Annotated in this window: 17 protein-coding genes; 10 read left to right on the forward strand and 7 right to left on the reverse strand. The window is 55.4% G+C overall.

Annotated features, from left to right (window positions below; all coding sequences use genetic code 11):
• Positions 1-64: 64 nt before the first annotated feature.
• Positions 65-1,615 (reverse strand): tetratricopeptide repeat protein, encoded by a 1,551-nt coding sequence (locus HKD42_RS06540; RefSeq protein ID WP_170011432.1) that lies wholly within the window; start codon positions 1,613-1,615, stop codon positions 65-67.
• 263 nt (positions 1,616-1,878) lie between these two features.
• Here HKD42_RS06540 and HKD42_RS06545 point away from each other — a divergent pair, with 263 nt between their 5' ends.
• The 3 genes from HKD42_RS06545 (at position 1,879) to HKD42_RS13220 (ending at position 4,576) form a co-directional block, all read left to right on the forward strand.
• Positions 1,879-2,388 (forward strand): PEP-CTERM sorting domain-containing protein, encoded by a 510-nt coding sequence (locus HKD42_RS06545; RefSeq protein WP_170011434.1) that lies wholly within the window; start codon positions 1,879-1,881, stop codon positions 2,386-2,388.
• A gap of 180 nt (positions 2,389-2,568) precedes the next feature.
• Complete coding sequence (locus HKD42_RS06550) at positions 2,569-3,783, forward strand: argininosuccinate synthase (RefSeq protein ID WP_170011436.1); 1,215 nt, start codon at positions 2,569-2,571, stop codon at positions 3,781-3,783.
• 166 nt (positions 3,784-3,949) lie between these two features.
• Positions 3,950-4,576: a septal ring lytic transglycosylase RlpA family protein gene (locus HKD42_RS13220; RefSeq protein ID WP_211483498.1), complete on the forward strand. Its 627-nt coding sequence runs from the start codon at positions 3,950-3,952 to the stop codon at positions 4,574-4,576.
• 53 nt (positions 4,577-4,629) lie between these two features.
• Here HKD42_RS13220 and HKD42_RS06560 read toward each other — a convergent pair whose 3' ends face one another.
• From HKD42_RS06560 to HKD42_RS06570, 3 genes are all read right to left on the reverse strand, one after another.
• Entirely contained in the window at positions 4,630-4,821 is a 192-nt protein-coding gene (locus HKD42_RS06560; protein ID WP_170011438.1) for a hypothetical protein, read from the reverse strand.
• A gap of 143 nt (positions 4,822-4,964) precedes the next feature.
• Positions 4,965-5,255 (reverse strand): hypothetical protein, encoded by a 291-nt coding sequence (locus tag HKD42_RS06565; protein WP_170011439.1) that lies wholly within the window; start codon positions 5,253-5,255, stop codon positions 4,965-4,967.
• Between the two features lie 130 nt (positions 5,256-5,385).
• The gene (locus tag HKD42_RS06570) at positions 5,386-6,147 is read right to left on the reverse strand and encodes a hypothetical protein (RefSeq protein ID WP_170011441.1); all 762 of its coding nucleotides are present in this window, start codon (positions 6,145-6,147) and stop codon (positions 5,386-5,388) included.
• Between the two features lie 390 nt (positions 6,148-6,537).
• Between HKD42_RS06570 and HKD42_RS06575 the strand changes: the two genes are divergently transcribed.
• The 3 genes from HKD42_RS06575 to HKD42_RS06585 are packed head-to-tail and all read left to right on the forward strand — an operon-like array spanning position 6,538 to position 8,552.
• Positions 6,538-7,080, forward strand: coding sequence for a hypothetical protein (locus tag HKD42_RS06575; protein ID WP_170011443.1), 543 nt, complete (start codon positions 6,538-6,540; stop codon positions 7,078-7,080).
• Positions 7,067-7,819 carry a hypothetical protein gene (locus tag HKD42_RS06580; RefSeq protein ID WP_170011445.1) on the forward strand — a complete coding sequence of 251 codons (753 nt, stop codon included), beginning with the start codon at positions 7,067-7,069 and terminating at the stop codon, positions 7,817-7,819. Before HKD42_RS06575 ends, HKD42_RS06580 begins: the two co-directional genes overlap by 14 nt.
• A 34-nt stretch (positions 7,820-7,853) precedes the next feature.
• Positions 7,854-8,552 carry a cyclodeaminase/cyclohydrolase family protein gene (locus HKD42_RS06585; protein WP_170011447.1) on the forward strand — a complete coding sequence of 233 codons (699 nt, stop codon included), beginning with the start codon at positions 7,854-7,856 and terminating at the stop codon, positions 8,550-8,552.
• Between the two features lie 282 nt (positions 8,553-8,834).
• Here the strand turns inward: HKD42_RS06585 and HKD42_RS06590 are convergent, their stop codons facing one another.
• From HKD42_RS06590 to uvrA, 3 genes are read right to left on the reverse strand one after another with little or no spacing between them, the layout of a single operon-like run.
• Positions 8,835-9,377 (reverse strand): nuclear transport factor 2 family protein, encoded by a 543-nt coding sequence (locus HKD42_RS06590; protein ID WP_170011449.1) that lies wholly within the window; start codon positions 9,375-9,377, stop codon positions 8,835-8,837.
• Between the two features lie 60 nt (positions 9,378-9,437).
• Entirely contained in the window at positions 9,438-9,752 is a 315-nt protein-coding gene (locus HKD42_RS06595; RefSeq protein ID WP_170011451.1) for a hypothetical protein, read from the reverse strand.
• A gap of 9 nt (positions 9,753-9,761) precedes the next feature.
• Positions 9,762-12,728 carry an excinuclease ABC subunit UvrA gene (gene uvrA, locus HKD42_RS06600; protein WP_170011453.1) on the reverse strand — a complete coding sequence of 989 codons (2,967 nt, stop codon included), beginning with the start codon at positions 12,726-12,728 and terminating at the stop codon, positions 9,762-9,764.
• Positions 12,729-12,998: 270 nt separating this feature from the next.
• Here uvrA and HKD42_RS06605 point away from each other — a divergent pair, with 270 nt between their 5' ends.
• The 4 genes from HKD42_RS06605 (at position 12,999) to HKD42_RS06620 (ending at position 15,991) form a co-directional block, all read left to right on the forward strand.
• Positions 12,999-14,186: a GGDEF domain-containing protein gene (locus HKD42_RS06605; protein WP_170011465.1), complete on the forward strand. Its 1,188-nt coding sequence runs from the start codon at positions 12,999-13,001 to the stop codon at positions 14,184-14,186.
• Between the two features lie 183 nt (positions 14,187-14,369).
• Positions 14,370-14,810, forward strand: a complete 441-nt coding sequence (locus HKD42_RS06610) for a hypothetical protein (protein WP_170011467.1) — start codon at positions 14,370-14,372, stop codon at positions 14,808-14,810.
• Positions 14,811-14,855: 45 nt separating this feature from the next.
• The gene (locus HKD42_RS06615; RefSeq protein ID WP_170011469.1) at positions 14,856-15,200 is read left to right on the forward strand and encodes a hypothetical protein; all 345 of its coding nucleotides are present in this window, start codon (positions 14,856-14,858) and stop codon (positions 15,198-15,200) included.
• Complete coding sequence (locus tag HKD42_RS06620; protein WP_170011471.1) at positions 15,164-15,991, forward strand: hypothetical protein; 828 nt, start codon at positions 15,164-15,166, stop codon at positions 15,989-15,991. Before HKD42_RS06615 ends, HKD42_RS06620 begins: the two co-directional genes overlap by 37 nt.
• The last annotated feature ends 2 nt before the right edge of the window (positions 15,992-15,993 follow it).

The following is a 15,993-nucleotide window of genomic DNA, read 5'->3' on the forward strand; positions in this document are numbered from 1 at the left end:
CGATCTCCCCTTGCGGCAATTTACCGCTGCAGCGGTTCAGCGCAAGCGGAGGGAACTCACGGCGTTAGGAAATGGCAATCAGATGTTCTTTGATTTCTTTATTGCCGGGCGCCAATTGCTGGGCTTTCCGGATAAGATCGCGCCCTTCGCTGCTTTGCTTGTCTATCTGCACCAAGCTCCAGCCGAGTGTGTCCATGATAATCGGATCATTCGGAGCAAGCTCGAACGCTTTGCGCGCCAATGTGACGGCTCCCTCGGTGTCGCCAGTTTTCAGCCGTGCGTTGGCAGCATTGTTGAGTACCACGGGGCTGTTACTACCGCCCGCTTTGAGTGCGTCTTGATACAAGGCGTCAGCCTCCGCCCATTTCCCGGCCCGCATCGCTTCGCCGGCCTTGACCATGGCTGCGGCAAAAGGATCTGCACTTTGCGCCTGCTCTGCGCGTTGCATAAGGTTTGCTTGCTCGGAACGGCCCAGTTTACCAGCGATGGTCGCGCCCAGCGCAAGGGCTCCTGCATTGGCGTTTGCGCTTTGCAATACGGGTTGCAGTATAGTCCAAGCCTTTTGGTCCGCACCTGTCGCGCTATATTGCTGGGCCAGAGCAATCCTGCCTGCTGTGTTGTCGCCGCCCAAACGGAAGAACCGCTCCAACTCGCTTATCGCAGTATGAGTTTGCCCGCGCTGCGCAGAGATCATCCCCCGCAACAGACGAAGAGCGGGAAATTCGGCGCTCTTCGTTCCAAGCGATTGGACCAAGATATGTGCCTGATCGACATTACCCGCATCATACGCCATCTGCGCCGCGAAATATGTCCCAATCGGGTGGCCGGGTGCAATTTCCTTCGTCCGGTTGATCCAATCCTCCGCGCCTTGCTCGTCATTCTGATCCCTGGCAATCGCCGCCAAAGACAGCATTGCCGGCAAATTCCAGGGGTTCAGTCTGACGACTTCCTCAAATTGTGTTTTTGCCGGCTCCAGCTCCCGATCATTCATTTCAACGCGGCCCAGCAGCAGGCGCGCTTCAATCAAGTGGGGTTCTGCTTCCAGAACTTCTGTCAGCAAGGATCGTGCACCACTAACATCGCGCCGGTCATAGGCCCGTTTGGCATCAAGTACCTTCAGGTCGATCGATTGCGGATATTTCTCCAACCCCTGATCCAAGGCAGTTACAGCCTTATCCGCCTCGCCCTCGCTCAGATGGGCCACAACAGCGACCGCATAGGCCAGGCCGCTTTTCATGCCCCCTGCCTCAAGCGTTTCAAAAGCGAGTTTCGTGTTGCCTGATTGAAGGTAAGCTTTGGCAAGCAAATCACCTGCCTCGGCACTCAAAGCGGGATTATTAGCCAGCTTCTTGAATTCTTCCGCAGCACCTTCGGGGTTTTCCAAAGCCAACTGAGTCTTACCGTATAGCAATATCGCATCCGCGTTGTCCGGTGACGCATCCAGCGCTTGCCTCAACAGAAGCCGTGCTGCCTGTAAGTCACCCTCCTCACTTGCCTCGACGGCGGCGGCATAAGGATCAGAAGGCGTACTGTCGCAAGCTGCTGTTAGAACCAACAAAGTTCCGACAGTTGCGGTCAATAGGGCGTGCGAGCGTGACTTAACGAGATTTTTCATGCGCTATATATCGCAGCTTAGCATTCCCAATTGGTTAATCCCGGGCCAGAATTACAGGCGAAATTTGTCGGGGTTTCTTACAGTCCTGCAAACAGTGACTTGCCCGTTAACCATTAAAACCCGCTGAAAAGCGTGGTTCTGACAAAGCTGGCACGCGAAGTGCTTTACCTTCCACATCTGATTTCCGGCCTTGGTAAGCGACTTATTCACCCTTTGTTGCGACGCTCAAGGCACACAGTTGAACTTTTTAGGAGGACTTACCGATGAAGAATTTGAAAAAAGCATGTTTGGCTGCAGCAGCCGCAATGGCTGTGACAGCAGTTCCAGCATCTGCCGCCATCTTTGACTACACAATGACCAATGGTGATGTGCTGTCGATCAACACCGATACATCAAGCGCAACCTTGAAGGGCGCCGAAATTGATGCAGTTATGACCAGCTCCAGCTTCGCTACTTTCACTGGCGGCGAGCTTCCACAGTTTGGCTTCGTGCTGGACTCCTTGGACGGTACCCGTTTGATCAACGGCCAACGCGTCACTGATAACGAGCGTGACATCAACACCACGCACCCACAGAAACTATACTCATACGGCAATGGCCGGGTTAACTTGTGGGCTTGGTGGGGCGATCCCATCACTGGCGGTGACTACATCACCAACATCAAATCTTACAGCGCGCAAGTTCCTGAACCAGGTGCTCTTGGCCTGATGGCTCTGGGCCTTGGCGGCCTCGCCTTCGCGCGTCGCCGTCGCCGCAAGCAGGCAGCTGCGTAACTTTAGAAAGCCTTCCCCCCCTTCTTGGGTGGGACAGAAAGCCCCTTGCCGCAGGCAGGGGGCTTTTTTCTTGCGTTGCGGCTGGATAAACTTGCCCCAAAACCTTTTGCGATATCGACCGTCCCCTGATACCGGCGCGTCGTAGTAAATTTAAAAAACCACCTGGCGGAGCTACTTCCAATGTCTGACATCAAACGCGTAGTACTCGCCTATTCAGGCGGCCTGGATACCAGCGTGATTGCCAAATGGCTGGAAGTAGAGCGTGGATGCGAAGTCGTTACATTCACCGCTGACCTTGGTCAGGGCGAAGAAATAGAACCTGCGCGTGACAAGGCCCGTGCAATGGGCATTCCTGACAAGCACATCTTCATTGAAGACGTGCGTGAGGAATTTGCCCGTGATTTCATTTTCCCGATGATGCGGGCAAATGCCCGATATGAAGGAGACTATCTGCTTGGCACATCGATCGCCCGTCCTCTCATTTCGAAACGTCTGGTAGAGATCGCCCGGGAAACGGGCGCCGACGCGATTGCGCACGGTGCCACCGGGAAAGGGAATGACCAAGTCCGGTTTGAACTTTCAGCCTATGCACTGGCGCCCGACATTCAGGTCATAGCCCCTTGGCGCGAATGGGATCTCACCAGCCGTACCGCGCTGATCGCTTGGGCAGAGAAGCACCAAATTCAGGTGCCAAAGGACAAGCGCGGCGAGAGCCCGTTCTCGACCGATGCCAATATGTTACACACGTCGAGCGAAGGCAAAGTTCTGGAGGATCCGTGGGAAGAAACTCCGGATTACGTTTACTCACGGACAGACAACCCGGAAAATGCACCGGATACGCCGGAATATATTACCATCGACTTTGAACGCGGTGATGGCGTAGCGCTGAACGGGACCGCCATGAGCCCAGCTACATTGGTAGAAGCACTCAATGATCTCGGCCGTAAGCACGGCATTGGCCGGCTGGATCTGGTTGAAAACCGCTTCGTCGGGATGAAAAGCCGCGGGATGTACGAAACACCCGGCGGCGAAATTTACGCTCGTGCCCATCGCGGTATTGAACAAATCACTCTGGATCGCGGCGCCGCTCACCTTAAAGATGAATTGATGCCGAAATATGCCGAGCTGATCTATAACGGGTTCTGGTACAGCCCTGAGCGTGAGATGCTGCAGGCAGCGATTGACCTTAGCCAAGAAAAGGTCAGCGGCACCGTCCGGCTAAAACTCTACAAAGGCAATGCCGATGTTGTCGGACGTAAGTCTGCAAACAGCCTCTACAGCGAACAGCACGTCACGTTTGAAGACGATGCCGGCGCTTATGATCAGCAAGATGCAGAAGGCTTCATCAAGCTCAATGCGCTCCGTTTGCGGCTGCTGGCCCAACGCGATCGGTAAAAGAATCGCAGCGCGACTCGGTCCCAGCAGAGCCCGATGATCCCCGCTGACGCATCGACAAAACACGCCGATTTCATCCTTTCCGCACGGCAAATAGCCCCGAAATTACGGTAAACGCCCGTGAGCGGGATGATTTGGCGCCGCTGTGCCTGTACAATCGCGGCCTATGGAAACGGCACACAACACCACCCATAATGCGACCACGGCGAGGCCCCGGTCTTTTGCCGCAGCGTGCCTGCTGGCGGTTATTTTGGGCGGCACCGCGCTGGCTAATACGGGGGCCAATACGGGGGCTAATACGGGCTCTAACCCCGGCGCGGAGGAAACCGCTGATCCCGCACACGCCGCCGAAGATGCCCCGTTTGAGGAGCAGTTCACGGCGTTTGAAACATTGCCTGACGAGCCGGAAACACCCGATCACGCGGTGGATATTACCGAGATCGAACCACCGGTTGAACCCGAAGCAAAACCCGAACCCGAACCCGACAGCGCCGTCACCCGCACCCTGGGCAATGGTGTTGCCAGCTATTACGGCCGCCGCTTCCACGGACGGAAAACCGCCAATGGCGAACGGTTCAATATGAACGCGATGACCGCCGCCCACAAAACGCTGCCCTTCGGCACCAAAGTCAAGGTCACAAACCGCCGCAATGGCCGTTCTGTGGTGGTCCGCATCAATGATCGCGGGCCGTTTATCCGGGGCCGCACGATTGACCTCAGCCGCGCGGCTGCATCAAAAATCGGCCTGATCCAATCGGGCCATGCCAGGGTTAAGCTGGATATCGTTAGCTAACCCTAACCGCCACAATCCGGCCCGATAATCAGACCCCACAATCTGGCCCACACTCAAATCGTCTTCTTCGCCCGCTCAAACGCGGCCATCGTTTCGCGCGCATGGTCCTGACTTGCCGTATTCAGCGCAATATCTGTGCCGCAATCATCGCAAGAGAACGTCGCGCCGTGCAGCAATTCCGCTGCATTGAAACAGATCTTCGTCCCGCATTCCGGACACGCAATGGATTGCTGCATAGTCATCATTCACCCCCGGCGATCGCGCCCTTCCCCGGGCCATTCACACAGGCTTCTCTGATACAGTTTTTCCCATCACGCCTGTACGGAAGCGACATAATACACAGCCTATATCGCCAGCAGTGCCCTACCCGCGCCGTCGGGCCGCCCGCTTACCCCGCATCGGCATCCATTTCGGCAATTATCTCGGCCGCGCATTCTTCACCAATAGCCATCATCTTGTCTTCGTCGAGCATATCCATCGGGCCCAGCTCCTGCTCTTTCACCTTACCGGCGGAACATTCACAGGTCTTTTCCGCCAGCGCCTCCGGAATATCCTGACCTGCCATGCCCTGTTTGCAGCTATCGGCAAAGGCGGTCATCATCTCCTCGCTATCGGCGATATTCCCGCAAGAGGCGAGCAGCACGCAGGCCGGAACGATAGACAATACATATTTGGTCATAGGACCCTCCCAATATTCTGATCAAACAGCAGAGTACCGCCCCGCCCGCTCAGCACAAGCGCTGTATTGGGTCATGAACCACTTTAAGAAGCGGCGCGTTTTGTAGGAAAGGGACACATGGTACACAGTCCTAAACCAAAAAAGCAGACGGGTCTGGCGCGCCATCATCCCCCACCTCGTCCGGTCCTTCTTCCGCCTCTTCCTCTGCCTCTGGCGGTTCTTCCGATCTGGCCGCCTCTTGTGCTTCGAGATAGAGCAGCGCGCGTTCGACCAAGGGCACTGTCTCATCATCCCACGGATGCTCTGGCGGAGGCCTATTCCTGCCATCCGCCCCTTCACAGGCCCCGTTACTGGCCCCATCACTGGCACAAGCTAGCTCCGCATCTTCTTCAAGATCATCTGCTGCCTCATTCACGGGTTCGTTCCCCAGCTCATTCCCCGCCTCATTCCCCGCCTCATTCACAGCAGAGCACGCGCCCGTCGCCGCAAATTCCTCCAGCGCGGTGTCAAAATCTGTCGCGATACCGGCCAGCGCGGGGTCGTCTGCCTTCGCATCCAGCCGCGCCAGATGCGCGAGTAACAGCCGGTCGGAATAGCGCCGCCGCCGCGCGATTTCCTCGCCGTGATAGAATACCGGCTCCTCTATGCCGTTGAGCGCGCGGTCGGCCAGAACCTGTTCTGCATGGGCGCGCGCAGAGACCATCGCCGCATCCCACAGCCGCGCAAAATCGGCAGAGGCCCGCCGCCAGCGATAGGCGGTGTTCGGCCCAATCCCGACCGCGCGGCAACAGGCCCGCACATTGCCCGAAAGAGCGAGCGTTTCGAGAAACCGTGCTTGGCGTTCGAGCTTAAAGGGCTGCTGGAAGGAGGATTGATCGGGGAGATAGGTCATGCGGTTTGCTCCTGCGGGCGTGGGAGGAAACCGGTTTAGTTAGGGGGTGTTTGGGGTGTAGGACAGGGGTTAGTCTGAAAGACCCACCCCACCTGTATGACACTAGACGATAGTCTCGTAGGATTTATATTTGCCCGCACGAACTAACGTACTAACCCATTCAACTATTTGTTTTTAGGCTTTTTTTGGATAGCCATTACAACGCCTTCCAAATTTATGTTCTAGGCCACTAACGTTACATGCCATTCTACCGGCGAGCCATATAGCATTTACGCTTGGTATTGGGCGAATTTATCCCCAAATATAAATATGAGTCCGAATGCACATACCTTGACACACCTGCAGAGATGTACGATTTGCCGTTCATCAATAGATAAAGGAATAAGGGATATGACTAGCGTAAAAGCATCAATGCAAATCGGAGTTTCGCAATTCAGTGCCGAGGGTTCCGAAGAATTCGTAAAATCTATGTTGGATACGTGGATTGATCTATCTAAAAACGTGGTCACTTCTAACTCTAATTTTTCAGAATCACTTAATCAAGACAATTCAAGTAATTCAAGTAGCGTAAAATCGAATCAAGGCATTGAAAAATTTGAAAATGTTTTTGACGAGATTGATGGAGAAGTAAAAATAATCGCGCAGATGCCAGGTAATAATAAGGCCGAAAAAACTCGTAATACTGCTTTAGCGCTTCTTTACGCGAACCACCTGAATGGCAAACAATCGATTAGCGCGGACGATATAAGAGACGCTTGTCAAGACCAAGGCTGTTACGATTCGTCGAACTTCGCAAGCCACTTGAAGGGTTTGAAAGACAAGGTTGCTATGAACAAAACCAAAGCTGGCGGTGGTTATGATGTAAAACTGACTGCACCGGGCCGGAAAGCTGCATCTTCATTCGTCGAGCAAATGAACAATGAATCTGAATGACTTTTTGGTCCAGGCTTCCAATGAAGAAGTCGGCAATGCCCTGACGGTAGCCTACGATGATATTGTCACCCATTACACACTCGGAAGATGGAAGTATGCGGGTCTTGATGCTGGACATTTCGTGGAAGCAGCGAGGCGGTTTTTGGAACTGAAGCTGTTCGGTGCAGCAACACCGATAAGCAAGGGATTGTCGAACTTCGGGGACAAGGCTCTGTCTAGTTATCTAAATGGCAACGGTGACGAGTCTTACCGCATTTTGATACCGCGAACACTATGGTCGATATATGCCCTTCGTAACAAGCGCAGCATCGGCCATCTAGGCGCCGTTCCAGCAAGCGAAATTGATGCCACCCTATTACTTAGCGGCGCCAAGTGGGTTCTGTCCGAAATTGTTAGAATAGAATCTTCACTAACAGCGGAAGACACGCGCGAATTGGTGAATTCACTAATTGCAAGACAGCAACCGACGATTTGGAGAGATGGACAAGTTCTCCGAGTATTGGACTCGAGCCACGAAACTCGTGAAAAGGTCCTAATACTGCTGGCATTTAACGGCGATATGTCAGAAACGGCGCTCCGTGACGCATCGCAATATAAAAACCTAAATAACTTCAGAAAAATATTGAGACGGCTGGATGAAAAGAACCTAATTTCGTACACGCCAGATCTTTGCAAAATCTCCCCGAGCGGGCTTTGCCTTGCGGAAGAGACGGTGAATACGAGAAAAAGTAGCAAATGACGAAAAGTCCAATACTCGAAACGGACCACTAAAATTGAAACAACCTGCCCTTCCTCTCGCTAAGTCCCAGTCACTAATTACGCTTCCCGCAGACGAACTGCTCGACGAATTTGGTTCTGGAGGCCATTCCCCCGGTTCGGGGAGTGCAGCGGCCCTTATGGCTCTTTTGTCGGCCCAGCTTAGTGCTACTGTCTACAAAATCGCAATTCGGAAAAATCACGGAGATACTAGCCAGTTCTCCTACCTACTTCGGCAATTAGAAGGTGTCGTATTGCCGCGATTGAAAACTCTATTTCAAGAAGATGCAGAAAAATTTGACGAGGTCATTCGTGTTCGGACCGCACGCGATTTAGAAACTGATCTAACCCTAAAGAGGCGTCTACGCGCACGAGCACTCACATTACTTCAAGAAGCCACCGAAATTGTCATGGAAATAATAGAGATTTGCAAGCAATTAATCGACTTTGGCATAATCGCCTTCGATTCCGGAATGAACAGAGTTCGGGGTGATTCGGGTTCTGCAATAAGTGTTGCAATCTCCGGCGCTATGTCAGGCCTCTTTATTCTTAATCTGAACCTAAATTCTTTCGCAGGAGGAAAGTGGGCAAACCAGCAAAGGGAACGGCTTGAAGAAGCGCAAAGGACCATTCTGGAAAAGCAAGCGGATGCGCTTCGGCGAATAGCTCGTTTACGTCCGGATGAATCGTCTTCGACACAGCCATCTTTTTTCTAGATTCTTTATGACCGGCTACCCAAACACTTTGCGCGCTTAGTCCCAGTGTAACTTCTCCCATAACCTGCCGGCCGCGCACGCAGCCTCGAGGCCCCTGCACACGATCTAGCTGCCCGCTCATTCCAAGAACCGTTTTTTGTTTTAGCCCCTCAAACGGCGGGCGGAATGCATCCGCATTCCTTGCCTACGCGCTAACCGCGCGTCGGGCGGTCGCCCTCTGGCTGCCGCGACCAAGATTGGTTTTGCAATCGGTTGCAAATGCGCGGGACAGGTGGCCTGCGATCATTCCTGTTGCAGGATATATACTTTGCTGGCGATGATCCATTCGCCGTCGATTTTGGTCAGCGTGATGGCGTCATACACCCGGTCTTCCGCTTTCAGAATAACTTGGGCGATGCGGTTATCTGCGGCGGTAATGGACAGGATGGGGAATTTGGCGATGTCCAGATCGGGCAGTCCCGGATTGGCCCATTGCTCAACCTCTTTATGCATATCATCCGTGATCGTCAGGACTGACCGGCCCTGATCATCCTTTTGCGGGATCATCATCACGGAATCAGGGTGGAGCGATGCGCGGATTGCCTCCACATCGCTGCGTTTCTGGCCGCCCAGATATTGGTCATATATCACCGCGCGAATGGCCGCCTCATCCGTGTCACTTAAAACCGTGATGTCCGACAGGGCGCTATCCTGCTCCGTACCCCCTGATCCGTCTGACACGTCTGATCCGCCGCCGGACATATCCTGACTGCAACCGCTCAGCAGCCCTGCCGCCAGCAGCGAAGAACCGATCAAGGCTGTGGTGAGTTTCCGGTGATGTTTCATAACTATCCTTACCATTGCGATATACTAACGCGGCGGACGCCGCGGGGCGTTGCTACCCCGCTAATTAGCAGGAACGCCCACTTGCTGCGCGCAGAGGCCATAGACTTGCTTGGCCGCTTCCGACCCGCCGCCAAACATGGTGCCGCTTTCCAGCCCGCGTTCCTCCAGCTTGCCTTCCATACAGCCGCACAGCGCATCGGCTTGCTGCGGCGAGGTGGTCATCATGCCAAACTGTTCCTTGCACCGGACTATATCAGACGCGCGCAATTGCTCCGGCGTGGCCGGGCTGCATGCTGTTAGCGGGGCGGCCAGCAGTACCGGAACCGCCAGAAAGGCCGCCATCGGCAGTGACAAGATGGATCGCGTAGTCATCATACCCCGCCCCTATTTCGCGAGCATATCCTTCAGATAGCCGCCGGTGAAACTGCCCTTCGTCCCCGCGACTTTCTCCGGCGTGCCTTCGGCCACCACCTGCCCGCCGCGCACCCCGCCTTCGGGGCCCATATCGACGATCCAGTCCGCCGTTTTGATCACATCCAGATTATGTTCGATCACCACCACGGAATTGCCCTGATCAACCAGCCGGTGGAGGACTTCCAGCAGTTTGCGGACATCCTCAAAATGCAGTCCGGTGGTCGGTTCATCCAGAATATACAGCGTCTGGCCGGTGCTGCGTTTGCTCAGTTCCTTGGCCAGTTTCACCCGCTGCGCCTCCCCGCCCGAAAGCGTGGTCGCTTGCTGGCCCACTTTGACATAGCCCAGGCCAACCTCGTTCAGCATATGCATTTTATCGCGGATCGGCGGGACAGCTTTGAAAAACTCCTCCGCATCCTCCACCGTCATATCGAGCACATCGGCGATGGAGAGGCCCTTGAACTTCACCTCCAAAGTCTCGCGATTATAACGCTTTCCGCCGCATTCTTCGCAGGTGACATAGACATCGGGCAGGAAGTGCATTTCGATCTTGATCAGGCCGTCGCCCGTGCATTTCTCGCACCGGCCGCCTTTGACGTTGAAGCTGAACCGCCCCGGCTTATATCCGCGCGCGCCGCTTTCGGGCAGGCCCGCGAACCAGTCGCGGATATTGGTGAAAGCGCCGGTATATGTGGCGGGGTTACTGCGCGGGGTGCGGCCAATCGGGGATTGGTCAATCTCGATCACCTTGTCGCAATATTCCAGACCCGTGACCTTGTCATGCGCGCCCGCAATCACCCGTGCGCCGTTGAGAGTGCGCGCGGCGGAGGCATAGAGCGTGTCGATGGTGAAGCTGGATTTGCCGCTGCCCGATACGCCGGTGATGCAGGTAAATGTGCCCAGCGGGATCGCGGCGGTGACATCCTGCAAATTATTCGCCCGCGCGCCGTGGACCGTCAGCTTATGCCCGTTGCCCTTGCGCCGCTCGGCCGGAACCGCGATTTCCCGCCGCCCGGTCAGATAATCCGCGGTGAGCGAGTTCTTCGCCTTGAGCACTTGTTTCAGCGTACCCTGCGCCACCACTTCGCCGCCGCGCACACCTGCGCCCGGCCCCAGATCGACCACATGGTCGGCCTGACGGATGGCATCCTCATCATGCTCCACCACGATCACAGTGTTGCCCAGATCGCGCAGCCGCTTGAGTGTTTCCAGCAGCCGGTCATTATCGCGCTGATGCAGGCCAATGCTGGGCTCATCCAGCACATATAAAACGCCGCTCAACCCGCTGCCGATCTGGCTGGCGAGCCGGATCCGCTGGCTCTCGCCGCCCGACAAAGTGCCGCTGGTCCGGTCGAGGTTCAGATAATCCAGCCCGACATTATCGAGGAAGCCAAGCCGTTCGTTGATTTCTTTCAGGATCGCCTTGGCAATCTGGCTTTGCGTTTCATTTAGCTGATCATCCAGCGCGAGGAACCAGTCCTTCGCATCAGACACCGACATCCGCGTCGGCGCACTGATATGTGTGTCTGCAATTTTTACCGCGAGCGCTTTTTCATTAAGCCGCGCGCCGCCGCAGGTTTCGCATGGCTGGGCGGTCTGGAACTTGGCCAGCTCGTCGCGCATCCACGCGCTTTCGGTTTGGCGCAACCGGCGGTTGAGATTGCCGATCACACCCTCAAACGCCTTGTTGACGGTATAGGTCTTGCGTCCATCCTTAAAGGTCAGCGGTACAGCCATGCCGCCGGTACCGTGCAGAATAATCATCTGCTGGTCCGGCTCCAGCTGGTTCCACGGCGTATCGAGGCTGAACTCATACGCTTTGGCCAGACTGCCCAGAACTTGCATATAATAGGGCGATGGCGGGTTGCTCTTCGCCCACGGCACGACTGCGCCCTTCTTCAGGCTGAGCTCCTCATTCGGCACCACCAATTGCGGGTCGAACAATTGTTTCTCGCCCAGCCCGTCACAGGTCGAACAGGCCCCTTGCGGCGAGTTAAAGGAAAACAGCCGAGGTTCGATTTCCTCAATCGTGAAGCCGGATACCGGACAAGAAAACCGCTCCGAAAAAACGATCCGGTTCGCGGGCAATCCTGCACCTTTCATCTTTCCGCCGTCCGAAGGCCCGTTCGCATCGAGCGAAGTCGAGATGCCTTTTTCGCGTGTCTCGACTTCGCTCGACACGAACGGCTGCTTGGACATAGCTTCCTCAATAGTCCCATCCGCCAAATCAACATATGCGAGCCCGTCCGCCAGTTTCAGCGCAGTTTCAAAACTGTCCGCCAGCCGCGTCTCCAGATCCGGCTTAATCGCCAGCCGGTCGACGACCACTTCGATGTCATGCTTGAATTTCTTATCGAGCGCCGGCGCTTCCTCGATCGCATAAAACTCCCCGTCGATCCGCACGCGGGTAAAGCCCGCCTTCTGCCATTCGGCCAGTTCTTTACGGTATTCGCCTTTGCGCCCGCGCACGACCGGCGCGAGCAGATAGAGCCGCGTCCCTTCGGGCAATTCCATCACCCGGTCGACCATGTTGGACACTGTTTGCGCTTCAATCGGCAATCCGGTGGCAGGCGAATATGGCACACCGACCCGCGCCCATAGCAGCCGCATATAATCGTAAATCTCGGTCACCGTCGCCACGGTGGAACGCGGATTGCGCGAAGTGGTTTTCTGCTCAATCGAAATCGCAGGAGACAGGCCGTCAATATGCTCGACATCGGGCTTCTGCATCATCTCAAGGAACTGCCGCGCATAAGCGCTCAGGCTCTCGACATAGCGCCGCTGCCCCTCGGCATAGATCGTATCAAATGCCAGCGACGATTTCCCGCTGCCCGACAGCCCCGTGATCACGATCAACGCATCGCGCGGCAGATCAATATCCACGCCTTTGAGATTATGCTCGCGCGCGCCGCGCACGGAAATTTTTGTATGAGCCATGCAAGGCATTTGGGGGGTGTATTGGCCAGAGTCTAGAGGCGCGTTTCCTCGCCTTCAGTTTATCCCAATGTTCTTTATTTGTTCAAACGTCATTCAAGCGCCGAGCAAAACACCCTTCAGAGAACCAGGGAGTGGACAGTATTTTACCGACAGACTGGTATGACCACCGCACGGCTTGAAATATCAGGAACAGTCGATTGAAACTCGCCCTGCCCGCACTGCAATTGTTTAAGACTTCCGCACTATAGAGATGCTCTTAGGAGTACCTCTTTGCTGCAATCTTTTCTCTCGAAATGGTCTCAACCGGATGGCGATGCGCCGTCCGAGCGCCATGCCGAGTGGGCGACTGAGGTTCAGCTGGAGATTGTCCGCGCCGTTGCAGAGCGTGAAAAACGATCTTTAACCGCCAACCTTATTGGCTGGGCGGCCTGCGTCGTTGCGGCGATTGCGATGCCCGGCGGCGAGGTGTTTGCCGCGCCTGTCATTTGGCGGCTATTCTCGATTTTTTATGTGCGCCATTCGTGGGGCCGTTTGCGAGAGAAGCTCGCCAATTACGAGCCCTATGAGGAAGAGCTTGCGCTTGCCAAATTTAGTGCCGTTGTCAGCGGGTTCTTCTGGGGGCTGCTGCTATTGCCATTGGCCGTTGGCGCGATTTGGCATCCACTCGCCTTGATTATTCTGACGGTAGCGACAATCGGAGTGAGCCTGGCCTGTGCCCTATACGGGCCAATACCACGTTTGCTGCTGGGCTATTACGCATTGTTCATGACCACCGTCATCGGCGCGGTTACGATCACCCACGTATCATTTGACTGGTGGGTTCCAAGCTTCGTCGCGGTCGCAGGGTGCGGAATTATCTCTTATGCGCTCGGTTCCGGGAAAGAGCATCGCAAATCGGCGGAGACTCTGGTCGAGAACCGGCGGCTTGGATATGAGCTGAAACGCGCGCTGTCCCGGTCGAAATATCTGGCCGAACGGGATCCCCTTACCGGCCTGCTTAATCGCCGCGCCTTCTTTGATCAGGTAACTACCACACAGCGCAATGGTACTGCCTTCCTACTGGCGATTGATCTGGATCACTTCAAACAGATCAATGACCAATTTGGCCATGCTGTGGGTGATCAAGTCCTCGAAAAAACAGCCGAGGTGATCAATAGTCTGCTTAACGGATTGCCTGGCGGCCAGCATCTCTCTGTCCGGCTTGGCGGTGAAGAATTTGCAATCCTGCTGCATCAGCTGGATCGGGCAACCGCCGTTTCGACTGCCGAGGCCCTGCGCGAACGCATTGCGGCAATAGCAGATCTGTTGCGGGTAGACGGCCTTACCGTCTCAGCGTCCATCGGGCTGGCACAATATGGTGAAGATGATACTGTTGAAGAGGCTCTCGCTGGCGCAGACAGAGCGCTGTACGAAGCGAAGAATGGCGGCCGCGACAGGGTAGTTGCCGACGCCGCCTAAGCCGCCCACGCCTGCGAGGCCCGGCGCAGCTACCGCATAAATTTCCCTGCAAACCGGCTGTGAGCCAGATCACAGATGCTGCGCCGCCGCTTTTGTACAAGCTCCCCTGCGCCAAGGGGGATACCTCTTGCACGTCACGGCCGCCGGTTCCCGGCGTTCACATTAGACTTCAGGGGGTGAAGAATGATTGACCAACAACAAGACGTCCTATTGCTGGCGATGTGTACGGAGTTTTTTGCCGACACACTGTCTAACGCGACAACTTTATACTGGATTGCCGAACTGGCCTTCAAAGCGGCGATTGCGCTGCTGGTCGTGCAAGGCATTATCGCATTGGTCCTATTGGCCAAACCCATCTGGTCGAAAGACGGCGGGGGGTTTAGAACAGCTGACTCAGAACAGACTGGTTCGCCGCTAGACTTCTTTAAGGCGCTGTCAGCATTGGTTGATTCTTTGGCGAAGGCCCCAGCCCCGATTGTACTGCTTGCCATTGGTCTGTTACTAATCTGGGTGCCGACTGTGGACGCCCCGCAAGTGTGCGAGAAACCGCTGGCGCAATCTGCTGGGAATAATAATTCGGGCAATTCAGTGACCAATCCCGACACTGTGCCGATTGCAGAATAAGTGCACCGATCACTGAGTAATTTGGGCAAAAACATAGCGGCCTGCATGCTGGCCGGATGGGCCGCGGCGTGCACCACCATTCAGGTCGATTCCGGAGGGGGCAGCGCCATTACCGGCATCGGGTTGGTGCGGGTTGAATTGCCACCAGTGCAGGGAAAGACTCTGGCGATTGAACGCAGCGGTGTCGGCTTTGGCTGGGAAAGCACGCCCGGTGGCGGTGCTTGGCTGGGATACAGCGCCTCTCAATGGGTACTGGCCGACCCGGCGGATTGCCAATTGCTGATCATTATCCGGTCTGCCGCTCAGGCAGACAATGCAAAAACCATATTAGAGACAATTGAAGGGGAAAAACCATGCGTCGTCGATCATACAGGTACATTGCAGCCCTAAGCCTGCTGCCGCTTGCCGCAGGCTGCGTTCAGGCCACTCGGCACAGCAACACAATGGTGTTCGGGACCAATACCAGCGTTGGCGTAAAAGTAGGGACGAATACGGGTGAGACCCCGCAGATTCTGATCGGCTATGACCGGCAAGAAGCAGTTATCATGCCCCTGCTGGCGAATACCAGCGAGCATTCCGCAAATGGCAATTTGCTGTCGCCTTGCGATCCGGCAGAAGATTACGATGGCGATGATGATGCTTTGCACCCTTGCCTGTTTGTCGCCAGTCGCACTGACGGGCAGAACCGGTCCAGCCAAGACAGCTACTCCGTCTTGGCCAGTTTCGGTGCTGAAATTTCGGCAGATTCGACAGCTGGTAAGGGCAGCGTTGGTCTGGCGCAGTATTTCTCCACCGGCCTTGCTGCTCAATTGCTTGCGGCAAATGGCGGTGCCGCTGTTGTAGCGGTCGGCAAAGCCGCTGAAGATGCCGCGAAAAACCCCAACAACGCGCAGACGACTGCGGCTGTGTTGGGCGCCGATGCATTCGCGCAAGGAGATGGAAAACAGAATATGCAGGGCCGGACAATCTTACTCTCCAAAATTGCCGAAATGAGTGATGCCGACGTCAGATCAAAATTACCGGGCGTAATTGGCTCCCTGTCCCTCAGCCCAAGACAGAAAGGGGCCTTCGACCTGGCGTGTACAGGAGCACGGAGTACGCGGGAGACTTGCCTCAACTTCATCAATTCAAACAAGCAGCTGATCGAAGGTTTCTCACCTGCCAAAGCAAATGCACTTTAATC

Source organism: Pontixanthobacter rizhaonensis, assembly GCF_012972675.1.
In the GTDB taxonomy this organism is placed as follows: Bacteria; Pseudomonadota; Alphaproteobacteria; order Sphingomonadales; family Sphingomonadaceae; genus Pontixanthobacter; species Pontixanthobacter rizhaonensis.

Bases quoted from the DNA above. Each gene is read 5' to 3' on its own strand.
- HKD42_RS06540 (WP_170011432.1), bottom strand. From the start codon at position 1,615: ATGAAAAATCTCGTTAAGTCACGCTCGCACGCCCTATTGACCGCAACT.
- HKD42_RS06545 (WP_170011434.1), top strand. From the start codon at position 1,879: ATGAAGAATTTGAAAAAAGCATGTTTGGCTGCAGCAGCCGCAATGGCT.
- HKD42_RS06550 (WP_170011436.1), top strand. From the start codon at position 2,569: ATGTCTGACATCAAACGCGTAGTACTCGCCTATTCAGGCGGCCTGGAT.
- HKD42_RS13220 (WP_211483498.1), top strand. From the start codon at position 3,950: ATGGAAACGGCACACAACACCACCCATAATGCGACCACGGCGAGGCCC.
- HKD42_RS06560 (WP_170011438.1), bottom strand. From the start codon at position 4,821: ATGATGACTATGCAGCAATCCATTGCGTGTCCGGAATGCGGGACGAAG.
- HKD42_RS06565 (WP_170011439.1), bottom strand. From the start codon at position 5,255: ATGACCAAATATGTATTGTCTATCGTTCCGGCCTGCGTGCTGCTCGCC.
- HKD42_RS06570 (WP_170011441.1), bottom strand. From the start codon at position 6,147: ATGACCTATCTCCCCGATCAATCCTCCTTCCAGCAGCCCTTTAAGCTC.
- HKD42_RS06575 (WP_170011443.1), top strand. From the start codon at position 6,538: ATGACTAGCGTAAAAGCATCAATGCAAATCGGAGTTTCGCAATTCAGT.
- HKD42_RS06580 (WP_170011445.1), top strand. From the start codon at position 7,067: ATGAATCTGAATGACTTTTTGGTCCAGGCTTCCAATGAAGAAGTCGGC.
- HKD42_RS06590 (WP_170011449.1), bottom strand. From the start codon at position 9,377: ATGAAACATCACCGGAAACTCACCACAGCCTTGATCGGTTCTTCGCTG.
- HKD42_RS06595 (WP_170011451.1), bottom strand. From the start codon at position 9,752: ATGATGACTACGCGATCCATCTTGTCACTGCCGATGGCGGCCTTTCTG.
- uvrA (WP_170011453.1), bottom strand. From the start codon at position 12,728: ATGGCTCATACAAAAATTTCCGTGCGCGGCGCGCGCGAGCATAATCTC.
- HKD42_RS06610 (WP_170011467.1), top strand. From the start codon at position 14,370: ATGATTGACCAACAACAAGACGTCCTATTGCTGGCGATGTGTACGGAG.
- HKD42_RS06615 (WP_170011469.1), top strand. From the start codon at position 14,856: ATGCTGGCCGGATGGGCCGCGGCGTGCACCACCATTCAGGTCGATTCC.
- HKD42_RS06620 (WP_170011471.1), top strand. From the start codon at position 15,164: ATGCGTCGTCGATCATACAGGTACATTGCAGCCCTAAGCCTGCTGCCG.